This window comes from Haloarcula sp. S1AR25-4, assembly GCF_031624555.1.
Classification (GTDB): Archaea; Halobacteriota; Halobacteria; order Halobacteriales; family Haloarculaceae; genus Haloarcula; species Haloarcula pellucida.
On the sequence record NZ_JAMQOR010000004.1, the window covers coordinates 372,640 to 386,472 of the forward strand.

Consider the following 13,833-nt stretch of genomic DNA (forward strand, 5'->3'; position numbering starts at 1 on the left):
TGGCTGGGACGGCGGGCCGCGTGTCGACGCCTCGCTTGTCGGTGTCCCGGTTCAGGATTGAATCCCGCCGTTCAAAATGCAGGACTCACTACGGACAATCGATGCCGCCCATCGGACGCGCCCGCAATCAAAAGACGAACCGACGGAGGGAGGTCCTGCGAGTCACCGTCGCCAATGCCATCCCCATCGTCGGTGTCGTCGCACTCGGTTGGAACGCCGCTGCACTGTTGCTCCTCTACTGGCTCGAGTTGGGAGTCGACTCGGTCTGGGCACTGGTTCGTGCGGTGTTCGCTGGCCGCCCGCCGGCGCTCGATACGGACGGCTTGCTGGTCGGCCCACTCGCGGCCCGTCAGCCCACACTCTCGGTACCGGGCACGTCTATGGACGTATATCTCGTCACGCTAGTCGGCCTGCCACTCACTGTCCTGATCGTCGCTATCGGGTGGCTCTTTGCCGGCGCAGTCCTCGTCGGCCCAACGTCGAATCCAAGCTCCGGGACGCTGTCGACCGTCGTGCTGGCTGCGATCGGACTATTCGTCGTCACGGGGATAACGACTCTCCGGACGTATTTCCACGACGGCGAGTATCGAAAGCACAACTCACAGACGGCGTTCAGCGGCCACCTGTTCCGAATTATCACCGTGTTCGTGGGCGGCCTCGTCACCGTCGCGTTCGTGACCGCAGCGACGGAGGGACCGTCCGTTGAAATCTCGCGTGTCGACCCAGCGACCGTCGGGCTCCCGTTGTTGCTCACGATCGCCCTCGGAAAGTTCACGGCCGACTTCTGTGGTGTCTACAGCGACCGGCTCGCCGTTTACTTCGAATCGTACGACCAGGAGTACGGGTGGTTCGACCCACCACCGGAACCCGAACCGGTCGAAGCGACACTCGATGAGACACCCGAGCGAGTCCGCCCGGTACGGCTGGGACGGGTGTTCGGTGGCCCACTCCGACTGCCGTACCACATGGGCTGTGTCTCCCTCGGTGGAATCGGGCTCGTCGTCGCGGGACTGTTCGCGCTCGGACAGGCATGGCAGATCGTCACCGTAGTTGTCGCAGCCAGCGTTGCCGTCCCGTGCCTGCTGATGTGTCTCGACCAACTGCTTCGGTACGGCACGGTCGAATATCGTATCGCGCCTGACGACGGTGTCATCGTCGCATACGATCGTCTGTTCGGGACGGCCCTGTGGCGGCTCGAATCGTGGGCGCAGACCGACGTTCGCGTCGAAACGACCCCCGTCGATACGCTGCTTGGAACGGAAACCGTCAGCGTCGACCACCCCGACGGGCAGTTCATCCTCCCGCATCTGCCCGATAGTGACCCAGTGCTTGCGATCAGCGAGGCAGCGCGATCGCCGGCCAGGCAACTGATCCCAGGCCGGCGCGCGTGGTTCACGTAGGTCAGCAGATCAACGACGTGCCTGCGGTTCTGTCAGGGCACGCCAACTCGATCACCGCCGAGTTACGTACCGCCCTGTCCGAGTCCCCACTCGACGCAGTCGGCACGGAGTAGCCCCACTTTGTGCGAGTGGTTGTAACTCCCGACGACGCGATCCAACCGAGCGAGGATCACCCTGTCTGCTGTGAGAGTTTTGACTGGCACGCTGCGGTACACGACCACTGGTGTCTCGTTCGGCAACACCACCTCCTCGACGACCGGCAGTTGATCGGTGAAACGCGTCGTCGATGACCGCAGTTGCTCGAACCGGTATGGATAATCCCGGTGCTGTCTGTCGGGTCGTGTTTAGTTACGCGTGAAAGGTGAGGCGGACGGATTTCTTGGTGTCCATGCCAGAGATCAGCCGCCTCAGCGGGAGTTGAGAGTGGATCGATTTGGGGTTCGTGGAGCGCGAACGGACACCCGAGCCAGCGATGAAGCTCGGTATTCAATCGCACGTTGCGGGGCTCCGATTTCAGATGCGTCGCCACGGAAATCGGAACGCTGTCGAACGGATTTTTCGAGAGCTGAAGCGACGAACCTCGTCGTTTTCGAACTGCTTCAGCCACGTCGAACCCGAAACAGCCGAAAGTTGGTTGCAGAGCTTCGCTCGCTGGCACAATGCTCCAAACGAAACACTACCCAGAGCGGGGACAGAAGACATATACCGAGACCATCGAGAGCAAATCGACATGATCCAGCCCTCCAGGAGACAGTTCCTCTCTCTTTCCATACCGACGCTTTCAATGACACTCGCTGGCTGCTCCCAATGGAACTCAGAAGACGGGGCTGAAACGGAGACACACTCACCAGGAGATTCGGAGCCCGGTTGTTGGCCATCGATGTGTGCGGGAACGCAGATACTCGAAGTAGACGTGCATTCGGACTGTTCCGGGACTGTTGTGCTAAAGGCTAGCTGTCGAGACGAAGCGATTTCACTTCAGTCGGGGGAATCAGTCCAAATCGTTCGCGAGAAAGACGCTGAGACATGCGGGGTCGCTGTCGATTTCAGGGGGCACGGCCGATCGGAGAAGACGGAACTGGGCCACATCGTCGCCCAATACGCCCGCGATATTCACACCTTCCTCGAACACCGAGACCTCGAGGATGTCGTCCTCGTTGGATGGTCGTTGGGCGCTCTCGTTTCGTGGGTGTCGGGCGAGTGATCGTCGTATCACACATCTCGTTCACTCCGGTTCGGAGAACTCACGAACTCGATGGCTCCCTAGCTCGTACGCTTCTCGAGAAGGGTGGCCCACCCGAAGAATCTAATCCGTTACTAAATTTACAACCAAAATAGCCGACTTTAGAGGCGTTATAGTCCAATTTGAAACAGAACACCGGAACTGATGTCACAATGTATGTTTGTACACTCGGATATGGCGGCTAGAACGTAATTTTCGGACTGGTGGCGCAATTTGTAGTTGTATATCGAAGTGTAGCACCTAAATCTCGACCCTACCGAGTATAGCGACGGATTCCGACCCGGATCGAGATGCGTTCCGTCACGCCGAGGCGACCGGACGAACGCTACTGTATAACACCGGTACCGATGTTATTTCCTCCCGGAACGATAAAAAAGTATTTGTATGGGAACACACAACACAGCGACGATGAAAGAGGGAGCGAAGTCGGATCGGTCGGCGCGGTTCGAGGTCGAGCACGTCGGGGGGATAGAGGAGACGACGGTCGAGATACCTGTGGGCGTCACTGTGCTCCCGGGGAAGAACGCGACCAACAGAACGTCATTTCTCCAGTCGATAATGGCCGCAATGGGGAGCGACTGGGCGACGTTGAAGTGTGACGCGGACGAGGGCTTCGTCCGACTGACACACCAGGGCGAGACCTACGAACGCCAGTTTTCCAGAACGTCGGACGGAGAGGTCATCTGTCGCGGCGACGGCCTTCTCGACGACCCGTCGGTCGCGGAGCTATTTGCGTTCCTGTTGGAGACGAACGAGGCCCGCAGGGCCGTCGCGCGCAGCGACGACCTCCACGACCTCATCATGCAACCCGTCGACATCGAGGGAATACGGGCCGAAATACGGCGAGTGGTCGACGCGAAACGGGAGATAAACGACGAACTCGCGACGATAGAGTCACTGAAGCGGGACCTCCCGGACCTCGAACAACAGCGAAGTGAACTCCGGGAGCGCATCGACTCGAAGCGGTTGGAACTGTCCGATTTGGAAGCGGAAATCGACCGAACGAGTACGGAAATCGAAGAGTCTCACAAGGAACAGGACCGCCTCGAAGCGAAACTGACGGAACTACGAGACCGCCGGAGCGCGCTCAAAGACGTCCGCAACGACATCGACAAACAGGAACAGAGCGTCGCCGCCCTCAAACAGGAACGAACAGAGTTGGAGGCCGAGCGAGGGGACCTGATGTCTGCAGTGGAGGGCGACGACTCAGACGTCGACGCTCGCATCGAACGACTTCGAGCGGAGAAACGGGACCTCAACGCCAAAATTAGCGACCTTCAGAGCGTCATTACGTTCAATGAGGAGATGCTGGACGACGCCGACAGCGCCGTCCTGAACGCCATCGAGAGCGACCCAGAGACGATGGGCGACATCACCAGTCAACTCATCGAGCGTCGGGAGGAGGTCACGTGCTGGACCTGCGGGTCGAGCGTCGAGAAGAGTGACATCGACCAGACGCTCGACCAACTCCAGCGGTACAGACAGGAAAAACTCGCCGACATTCGGTCCATCGAGAGCGAACTCGAGGACCTGAAAGAACGGAAACGAGCCCTCGAACAGCAACGTCAGCGGCGGAGTCAAATCGACAGCCAATTGGACCGCATCGAGGCGGAACTCGCCGAACGCACCGACCGCCTCCAGCAACTCCGTGACAGGCGCTCCGAGCTGACGTCTGACATCGAGACGCTAGAGGCGGACGTCGAGAGTCTGCGTGCGGAAGATTTCGACGAAGTGCTCGAACTCCACAAGGAAGCGAATCAACTGGAGTTCGACATCGAAACTCTCGAATCGGAACTCGAGTCGATTTCCGAGGAGATAGCCGACACGGAGGATCGAATCGCAGATGCTGACGACCTGCGCGAGCGTCGGTCCGAACTGAACGACGATCTCGAGGACCTTCGAACCCGCATCGAGCAGATAGAGACGGAGGCCGTCGAGCAGTTCAACCACCACATGGAACAGGTACTCGACATCCTCGAGTACGACAACCTCAACCGGATATGGATAGAGCGACTCACCGCTTCGGAGTCGACGGATGACGAGACCGTCGAGGAGACGAGGTTCGAACTCCACGTCGTTCGCAGCACCGAAACGGGGGCAGCCTACGAGGACACTATCGCCCACCTCAGCGAGAGCGAACGGGAAGTGACCGGCCTCATCTTCGCGCTCGCGGGGTATCTGGTCCACGACCTGCACGGGACGGTGCCGTTCATGCTCATGGACTCGCTCGAAGCGATCGACTCGGAGCGTATCGCCGCCCTCGTCGAGTACTTCGCCGAGTACGCCGACTATCTCGTGGTCGCGCTGCTGCCGGAGGACGCACAGGCGCTCCCCTCGGACTACAACCGGGTCACGGAAATCTAGCAGTCACAGCCACCGTTTTCAAGCAGTTCGTCGACGGCGTACTGGGAGCCACAGGTCTCACAAAAAATATTTATGCCGACGAACACGCGGAAGGTCCCGAGGTCGATTCGATCCGTCTTCCGCAGGCGGTCCAGTTTCTCGCGGCTGACTGCTTGCGTCCGCGTGACGAGCCGTTCGAGCTGTTGCTGTTCCTTGGCCACCTGTTCAGCGTCGTCGGCCTGTTCGTAACTCGCCCCGCGGACGTTCTGGAGGTATCCGCGGACGGCCTGATAGGTGACGAAATCGTCGGTCAGTTCTGCGACATCGATACCTTCCTGTTCGAGGTCTCGACGTGCCTCGGTCGCTCGGCCGGCACTCACGTCATCGCTGGTGAGCAATTCGTAGTAGGTGTCGACATCGCTGTCGACGGGAGCCATGTCGTTGTCGCGCATCTCGGCCCGGAGCAGTTCCTTGTTGAACAGGTCGGCGAGGTCGCGGAGGCTCTTACGGGCGTCGCCCTCGCTGGTCCAGTGCGCTTCCAGCTCGGGTCCCAGTCCGTCGAGGTCGTACACATCGATGAGTCGGCCGACCTTCGTCGTGGGCGCGTCGTCCGTGGGCATATGGTGGTCTTGTCGTATTGGCCTGTTAGCAGTTCCGGCTTTCGTTCGTGAGCGATTGGGTCGAGTACCGGACCAGAACCGGGCCGCATAGACCGCTTGTTTCGAGCGTATTCACGCCGAAAGTTAGTACTCGACTCCGAGTAGTCCTGTAGGCTGGTGGATTCGAGGCTTCGCCGGGACGAACAGGTCCGTCCGCGTAGCGACACACGATTGCGGGTAACGAGAGACACGAACTGCTATCTTCGCTCACGAACGCTCACTAGGCGTGGCCGATCGGGAGCGAACGTCCGGTCCGCACGAGTTGGGATTGCGGTTTCCGCCCTCGCTCAGTCGAGGCGTTCGAACCGCCAATACTGGTTGTCACCGCCCCACCACTCCCACTGCATCCCGTTCGCGCCGTCGGCTGTCGACGCGTCTTCGACGTCCAAGTACCACCCGCTGTTGACGTTCTGCAGGCGGTAGAGGCCGTTTGACATTTCCTCGACGGCCCACTTCTGATTGTCGCCACCCCACCACTCCCACTGCATGGTGTACGCCCCTTGCTCGGTTGAGGCGTTCTCGACGTCCAGCACCCGCCCGCTGTTGACGTTCTCGAACCGCCAGACGCCCGAGGCGACTTCGTGCGCGACCCACTTCTGGTGGTCGTAGCCGAGCCAGTCCCACTGCTGGACGCGGTCACCGTCGCCGGTCCCCGCGTCTCGGACTTCGAGCGTCTTCGCGCTGTTGTAGTTCTCGATGCGGTAGGTCGCGCCGTCGACCAGTCCGGGTTCGAACCCGTAGGCCGTGAGACTCTCGAGCGTGGCGGTCCCACCGCTAGCCGTCAGCGAGGTTCCGATACTGTCCTCCTGCGGGAATATCTGGTTCGACATGTTGAACCGGCCGTCGTTGCCGAATATCTCCACGAGGCTTCGGTCGACGAGGACTCGGAGCTGTATCGTCCCGTCGCTTAGCGGGTCCATCGGCCCGCTGGCGATGTCCTTGTTCGTGTTCCCGAAGTACACGCCCGAGTCGTTGCGGTCGAAGACGAGTTCGGGGTTGACGGCGTCGTAGGTGATGCGAGTCGTCTCGCTATCGCCCTCGCGCACCCCGAGCGTCACGGAATCGGCATCGCCGGGGTCGATGGTAGCGAGGATCTCGAGTCGCTGGCCCTGTACGTTCGTGCCGGCGAGTGGGTCGTCCGACGACGAAATCGGCTCGCCGCTCAGGCTTGCGAGTTGGTTTTCACGCGCCAATTCGAGCGCGCTGTCGGGTCGCTGGCGCGGTTCGATTCCGGACCCGGTGTCGTACAGTTCGAGGCGCTGGGGGAACGACTGCGCTCCCTTCCACCCGTTGTCCGGCGTGTCCAGCGCGTAGTCCCAGTGGTTCATCCACGAGAGGCTGAGCCGGTCGTCGGTGGCCGGTTCGTTGTCCCACGATTGGCCACCGTAGAAGTCCCAGCCGTCGTTGGCGTACACCGTGTTCTCGACGGTGAACGTCGTTCCGTCGAAGTGGCCGATGTGGTGTTCGACGTGGTCCCACTCGACGGAGATGGTCATCACCCACCGACGCTCGCCCGTGTTCGTGACGGGGAGTTCGTAGAGGTCCGGACACTCCCAGCCAGCGCCACCGGACTCGTAGGTGCTCAGGTACGTCCAGTTCTTCAGGTCCGGGGAGCGCCAAATCTCGATACCGGCGGGATAGGTGGTCCCGTCGTAGGTAGTCGAACTGACGCGAGCGACGGTCATGCGCCACTCGCCGGCGGGATCGTACCAGAACGGGTTGGGGTCGCGCCAGTCGTTGTGGTTCGTATCGATGACGGGGTTGCCCGCGTACTTCGTGACAGTATCGCCGCCGTCCGTGCTGTACGCGAGGCGCTGGTCTTGCGTCTCGTCGTCGTGGCGGCCCGTGTACATGCAGACCAGTGCGTCAGTCCCGAACCCGGACGTGTTGTTCTCGTCGATGACTGCGCCCCCCGAGTACGCCTGAATGGAACTGGTGTCGGGAATCTTCGTCCCGTGTTCCGTCCAGTCGACGAGGTCTGTACTGGTCGCGTGGTCCCACCGCCGTCGGTTCTCGCCGGCCTGATAAAACAGGTGGTAGGTACCATCGTGATACACCATCCCGTTAGGGTCGTTCATCCATCCGTCGTCGGGCGAGAAGTGGTAGTCCGGACGGTACGGTTGGCCGTCGGCGCTCGCAGTCTCGACGATCGACGTCTCGTCGCCGAGGACGCCGCCGAGGACTGCCGTTGAGAGGCCCGCGCCGATGCTCTTGAGGAGGCTACGGCGACCGAGACGGAGGGTGCTTGCGGAATCTGTACGCCGTGCCGGGTCGTGAGTTTTGTCTGTCATTGATAGCTGGTCGTGGCCTTTCGATTGTGAGTATTTGCCATGTTACTGGCGGCCACACGAAGGATATAAACATGCATTAATAATTGTTTCGGAACGCTACCCACAACCGGCGTTCCAACGGCTGTTTACGGTCCGTTCGGTTCGATAGGGTGCCGATGCTTCGTCGGATACCGAACGCGTACGGCTGGTGCGGAGACCGTCGTGCCGTCGCGGCAGTCGTCGGGGCGTACCGCGGCGGATGGCGCGAGATAGAGCGGGGCGGCGCCGGGCGTGGGCGCTATCGTCGACTCGGTGCGTCTGGTCGCTGTCAGCGATCGGTACTGTTTCGGCCGGTCACACCCGGTCCCGTGGTCGGCGTCCCACTGCCACGTTCTCCATGGCGTTCCACGACGCCCTCGAACGAGAGCGCCTCGTCGGCGGCCACGTCGCCGTAGCGGGGGGTTGCGTCTATCCGTCATGGTTCGCCAGACCGGTCGTCGTCGAGTGGTCCCAGATGGCTCGCATCCGATAGGCCGAAAACGACTGGAGTACGCTCCGGCGGAAGTAGGTCGCTATCTCGTCGTTCATTTGTTGTGGACTCCAGCGTACTGCTTCTGGTTGTCAACTGCTGTCGCATGACGCACCAGCACGGTAATTAATCGACAGCGAAATAGCTGCCTCATTAGCGCTCGAGGATTCCGATTTCGGCCTTATAATGAAGTCCACTACTTCCGGTCGGGTCGATATGTTCGGCCGATAGCCGAGGCGTCACCGATAATTATTTATATCATTTTCCAGTCTGTTTGGGGTACGTGGTAGCACACGGAGCGTACGATATGACCAACGACGACACCCCGCTCATAGCAGTAGACGGTATCGAGAAACGGTTCGGCACAGTCGAGGCACTCTCGGGAGTGAACCTCGAACTGGGCGACAACGAAGTGCTCGGCCTCGTCGGCGACAACGGCGCCGGCAAGTCGACGCTTATCAAGACGCTCGTCGGCATCCACCAACCGGATGCCGGGGAGATCCGCTACGACGGCGATCCGGTCACCATCGAGAACCCAAAAGCGGCCCGGGAACTCGGCATCGGAACCGTCTATCAGGACCTCGCGCTGGTCGACGAATTGTCGGTCGCCTCGAACCTCTTCTTGGGTCGGAACCCCATCAAGAAAATCGGCGGGCTGATTCCCGTCCTCGACGAAGAGTACATGAACGAGGAAGCAGAGCGCATCCTCAGGGAACGGTTGAACATCCACGTGGACCCAGAGACGCCGGTCGAGTACCTCTCGGGCGGGGAGCGCCAGGCCATCGCTATCGCACGGGCGCTGGTGACCGACCCCGACATCGTCCTGCTGGACGAACCGACCTCTGCGCTCTCGAAGGCCGCGGTCAACGAAGTCGAGGAACTGGTCTTCACGCTCAAGGAGAACGGCCACTCGGTCATCATCATCGACCACAACCTAGAGGAGATATTCTCGTGGACGGACCGCATCGCCATCCTGTTCAACGGGCGCGTGGTCGACGTCGTCGATACCGAGGAAGTCACCCGAGACGACATCGTCTCGATGATGATTAGCGGCCAGTCGGTCCTCGGCGACGACACGGACGCCGATGAACAGACGGCGGGCTCAGAGTCCGCCACGTCCTCCTCGACTGCGTAGTCCGCCGCGATTGTCCCCGTCGAACACCTTTTGCCGTCGAGACCATACCCGTAGCAGCGACAGACGCCGAACGACAGCGTCTTCGACATGGTTCTGGCGAGGGTCGGTGCCGGGGCCGTCCCCGTTGTCAACGATAGTTAGAAAAGGTTAAGTATAGTTAACCATCATTCTCTTCTCGGGAACACATCCCATACTAGCCATGCGAGTTAGCAGACGTAATCTCCTGAGAGGGATAGGTGCGGCCAGTTGTTTCAGTGCGGCCGGCTGTCTGGAGTCCAGCGGGGGCTCGGACGGCGGCTCGAACAGTAACAGCGGTGACGGCGCGTCGACAGGGAGCGCCGGCGGGGGTGGCGACGACAGCTACCACTTCGGCATCTCCATGAAGGGGATGGGACAGGCCGGGTTGTTCGTCCAAGGTCTGGCCGGCCGGTGGTACACCGAAGACATGGACAACGTCGAGGTGACTATCACCGACGCGCAGTTCGAACCGTCCAAGCAGACGGAGCAGGCGATTAACCTGCTGAATCAGGACGTAGATGGCATCCTGCTCAACCCGGCATCGGGTGAGGCTTCGGCGTCTATCGCCGAGCGTGCTGCCGAACAGGACGTTCCGGTGATGAACTTCGACACGGCAACACTCAGCGAAGACATCGTCCTCGGCAACATGTTCGGCCAGCGTCGCGGCGGCGAAGTCGCGGCCGAACGCTTCACCGAGATGCTGAACGAGCGCGGGATGGCCGACCAAGACGTGAAGGTCGTCACCAGCGTGTTCACGTTCTCTGCGCCGACGAGTCAGCAGCGTCTGTACGGGTTCACCGAGAACCTGCCGGACAACGTCGAAGTCGTCTCGCGCGTCGAGAGCAACGGGACGCCCGAGGAGACGACGCCGAAGATGGTGAACGCGCTCCGTGCCAATCCGGAAGTCGACGCCATCTACTCGAACAACGTCGGGAGCGGGATGGGCGCGTTGCAGGCCCTCCAGCAACTCGACCGGTACAAGAAGAAAGACGAGGACGGCCACGTCATGGCCTTCGGTATCGACGGCGGTCCGACGCTGAACCAACGCATCGAGGCCGGTTACTACGACTTCGCCATCGACCAGCCGCTTCACTTCTACGCGCCCATGACCATCGAACTGATGGTGAAGTATCTCGACGGCGGGCAGGACGCCCTCCCACAGGTCGGGTCGACGGTCACGCCCGGCGAGAACCTCACCGTTGAGGACAAGGAAGTGTTCGGCGTGAACCCGTGGAGCAACAACTTCTGGGGCCCTGCACCGATGACCGAGTTCGAGTCGAACGACCAGACGTGGTTCCCGTGGCTCAAGGCCAGTCACGCGATGATTACCGAGGACAACGCGCTCGAACCGTATCTCTACGGGAACATCGCGCGCCGCTATCAGGAACAACAGTAACTGGAGACAATGAGTACCCTGACCAACCTGTCGTCATCAGTCGAGGACCTCCGCGACACCGACAGGACCCGGATGCTGTTGTTCCTGATGGACAACCTCATCTGGCCCATCCTGTTCGTCTCGTTCCTGTTCTTCTCGGCGCTGCTCCCCGAGATATTCACCGACTACAGGAACATCCGGTTCCTGCTCTACACCAGCGCGGGACTCGGTGCGATAACGCTCGCGGAGGGTATCTGTCTCATCAGCGGCCACTTCGACCTCTCGGTCGGTTCGATAGCGGGCTTCTCTGCGATGTCCGGGTCGCTGTTTCTCACCCAGTGGGCGCCGGGTACGCCGGGCGTCGTCGGCATCGCGGTCGTCCTCGGCGTCGGCGCGTTCATCGGGTTCCTGAACGGCTTCTTCATCAGCAAGTTCGGGGTGAACCCGTTCCTGCAGACGCTTTCGACGCTCATCATCTTCGAGGGGGGCATCCTCGTGCTCTCCTCGACGTCGATATTCAACCTCCCCGGGACGTTCACGTATCTCGGCGGAGCCACGGTCGACCTGCCGCTGTTCAAGCCGATGCCCGTGGCCGTCTTCTTCATGTTCGCGCTGTTCGTCGCCGTGTTCGCGTGGCTGACGAAGACGCGGTTCGGCCGCGCCATCTACGCGGTCGGTGGCGACAAGGAGGCGGCGGGTGAGGCGGGTATCAACGTCGACAAGGTGGTCATCAGCGTCTACGTCGTCTCCGGACTGCTCGCGGCGACGGGTGGCCTCCTCCTGACCGGATTCACCGGGGGTGCCACGCCTACGCTCGGGACGGCACAGCTGTTCCCGGCGTTCACGGCGGCGGTCATCGGCGGCATCAGCCTGTTCGGCGGCCGCGGGAACGTCCTGAACGCGTTGGGCGGGGTCCTGTTGCTCGGGACTATCAGTGCGGGTCTCGTGATGCTGAACGTCGGGCCACAGATAGTTCAGACGGTCAATGGTGTGATTCTGTTCTCGGCCATCCTGCTGTACACCTTCGTCGGCAGGTACCGAGAGCGGCTACTCTCGGACCTCTAGCCCGAACGCCGTTTGCAGAGTCGAGATCGCCGGACGCTGTACGGCGCCCCGGTCACGTTGCACCCTCTTCTTCCGACCTACTGGATAGCGCCGCTATAGTAACAATTGAAACGATTCACACACTGACCGCACCGCCGTCGTGCGGTCAGGTGTGCATTGGTTTTCAATGGCTACTATAGTTTACCGCCGCGACGCGGGCTTCCCGCTGTCGTGACACGCAGTACTGTGGTCTGTTCTTACTGAGGGACCGATCGCTCAACAGTCTTCCACTGGCTGTGTGTTCGTCTCTCCCCCGGTAGTCGGCCGTCGTATTGGTTCGCCAAAGACAGTCGGTCGGTTCGAGAACCGACGAGCCACCGCTCCCGCTGGATTCGCCACACGACAGGTCGACCGACGGTCCAGAAATCGGCACCTCAGGTGGCTCGATTGCGATCCGCTCAGGAACGCACATCCAGACCGTCGGACTCGGAGTGACGCAGACGCGTTCTCGAGGGAATCCGCTCTCCGAGACTCGGACGTCCCTCGGTTCGCCCTGACCACCTTCGTCTACGACCGGCACGTTCGCACACAAACGCACCCTGAATAACATCGGTACTGATGTTATCTCAGATGCTGGGAATGAGGGTGGCTACCAAACGGCGCACATAAATGGAAGGGGTCCCGGCTACCGATGCCGTCAGTCGAACTGTCCGAGATAGGACTCGACGGCCTCGGTTAGGTCGCCGTATGTCGGCGTCGTCCCGGTGACAACGAACTGTCGTGCCAGTGCGTTGCCGACGACGAGGGCCTCCGCGTCGTCGAACCCCCCGACCAGTCCGAAAGAGAGACCGGCGTTGAAGTGGTCGCCGGCGCTGGTCGTCATCTCGGGGTCAGCGACAGGTGACACCGCGACGCTGGCGGTATCTGAAGCTGTGAAGCTGCGTGATTCGTATACGCCGTGCGTGACGACCCGACTGACGTCCACAGCATCGAACACCGCTCTGGTCGGGTCGTCAGTCTGCGACCTCCCGAGGGCGTCGGCGAGTGCCCGTGTCTCCGCTCTGTTCGCCGACAGAGTTACCGTCGCCACGTCGTCCAATCGCTCAGTCGCTTCGACCATCGCTTCGACGGTGTCTCCGTTTAGTTTCCTGATGTCTGCCGGGTCGAGGAGGACGTGCCCGGGTGGGTCGGTGAGCGACGGCCAGACGTCGTCCCGCAGGCCGTCGAAGACACTCGGGAGGCGCGGGGCCATGGCCCAGTACCCAATGCCGAACAGTTCCGTCCCGTCAATGGCATCGACGAGGGTTTCGCGTCCGAGGGTTGACGTAAGCGTCTCCCAGTCAAACTGGCGTATGTCTCCCTCCTCGTTGAGCATCAACTTCCCGTCCTCGAACTCCATCGCGTCTGTGTAGCCGGGTTCGCCGAGGCTGTGGGTTTCGAGGTGGCCGAACTCGTCGTCGAACAGCGGGAGTTGTGGCTTCCCGAGCATTCCGAGGAGGGTCGGGTCGTACTCCAATCTGTCCCACGCACGCGCGAGGTGGCACACGTGCCCGCCCGCACGCCTCCCGCGGTCGTGCCAGTCCAGCGCGAGAGAACTGTCGGCTGCCACCGCGTCACCGATGCGGTCCCGGAGCGCCGCCAGCGATTCCAGCGGTTCGGTCGTCTCCCCGTCTATGTCCGTCCGAACCTGCCTCACGGTGTCGACGTAGCCGTCGAACCCGAAGACTACGTCGCCACCAGCAGGGGTGGGTGGGAGCGCATCTCGACAGGAACGGACGGCGGACACCGTCGCCGCGTCGGGGTTGGTCTCGGTCATC

9 protein-coding genes and 2 pseudogenes are annotated in these 13,833 nt (G+C 61.3%); 8 read left to right on the top strand and 3 right to left on the bottom strand.

The genetic code is table 11. From position 1 onward, the window contains the following. Positions 1–101 precede the first annotated feature (101 nt). From NDI85_RS18610 to NDI85_RS18625, 5 genes and pseudogenes are all read left to right on the top strand, one after another. Positions 102–1,400: a DUF6498-containing protein gene (locus NDI85_RS18610; RefSeq protein WP_310916611.1), complete on the top strand. Its 1,299-nt coding sequence runs from the start codon at positions 102–104 to the stop codon at positions 1,398–1,400. A 128-nt stretch (positions 1,401–1,528) separates the two neighbouring features. Further along, entirely contained in the window at positions 1,529–1,690 is a 162-nt protein-coding gene (locus NDI85_RS22370; RefSeq protein WP_396275594.1) for a DUF2891 family protein, read from the top strand. A gap of 209 nt (positions 1,691–1,899) precedes the next feature. Further along, positions 1,900–2,070 (top strand): annotated as a pseudogene (locus tag NDI85_RS18615) (IS6 family transposase); the annotation flags it as partial. Positions 2,071–2,280: 210 nt separating this feature from the next. Then, positions 2,281–2,589 (top strand): annotated as a pseudogene (locus tag NDI85_RS18620) (alpha/beta fold hydrolase); the annotation flags it as partial. Between the two features lie 462 nt (positions 2,590–3,051). Continuing rightward, positions 3,052–5,007 (top strand): archaea-specific SMC-related protein, encoded by a 1,956-nt coding sequence (locus tag NDI85_RS18625; protein WP_396275595.1) that lies wholly within the window; start codon positions 3,052–3,054, stop codon positions 5,005–5,007. Here the strand turns inward: NDI85_RS18625 and rdfA are convergent. Both rdfA and NDI85_RS18635 read right to left on the bottom strand, forming a co-directional pair. Then, positions 5,004–5,606: a rod-determining factor RdfA gene (gene rdfA / locus NDI85_RS18630; RefSeq protein ID WP_310916613.1), complete on the bottom strand. Its 603-nt coding sequence runs from the start codon at positions 5,604–5,606 to the stop codon at positions 5,004–5,006. The two genes, NDI85_RS18625 and rdfA, sit on opposite strands and share 4 nt — an antisense overlap. A gap of 326 nt (positions 5,607–5,932) precedes the next feature. Continuing rightward, a complete protein-coding gene (locus NDI85_RS18635; RefSeq protein WP_310916614.1) occupies positions 5,933–7,936 on the bottom strand; it encodes a GH32 C-terminal domain-containing protein in 2,004 nt (667 codons plus the stop codon). Positions 7,937–8,751: 815 nt separating this feature from the next. On the opposite strand from NDI85_RS18635, the gene NDI85_RS18640 reads away from it, so the two are divergent. From NDI85_RS18640 to NDI85_RS18650, 3 genes are all read left to right on the top strand, one after another. Further along, on the top strand, positions 8,752–9,579 hold the full coding sequence (locus tag NDI85_RS18640) for an ATP-binding cassette domain-containing protein (protein ID WP_188997722.1): 828 nt from the start codon (positions 8,752–8,754) through the stop codon (positions 9,577–9,579). Between the two features lie 199 nt (positions 9,580–9,778). Further along, complete coding sequence (locus tag NDI85_RS18645; protein ID WP_188997724.1) at positions 9,779–10,993, top strand: sugar ABC transporter substrate-binding protein; 1,215 nt, start codon at positions 9,779–9,781, stop codon at positions 10,991–10,993. A gap of 9 nt (positions 10,994–11,002) precedes the next feature. Next, positions 11,003–12,037 carry an ABC transporter permease gene (locus NDI85_RS18650; protein WP_229783127.1) on the top strand — a complete coding sequence of 345 codons (1,035 nt, stop codon included), beginning with the start codon at positions 11,003–11,005 and terminating at the stop codon, positions 12,035–12,037. A 676-nt stretch (positions 12,038–12,713) separates the two neighbouring features. On the opposite strand, the gene NDI85_RS18655 is transcribed toward NDI85_RS18650, so the two are convergent. Next, on the bottom strand, positions 12,714–13,832 hold the full coding sequence (locus tag NDI85_RS18655) for a PfkB family carbohydrate kinase (RefSeq protein WP_310916615.1): 1,119 nt from the start codon (positions 13,830–13,832) through the stop codon (positions 12,714–12,716). Between the last annotated feature and the right edge of the window lies 1 nt (position 13,833).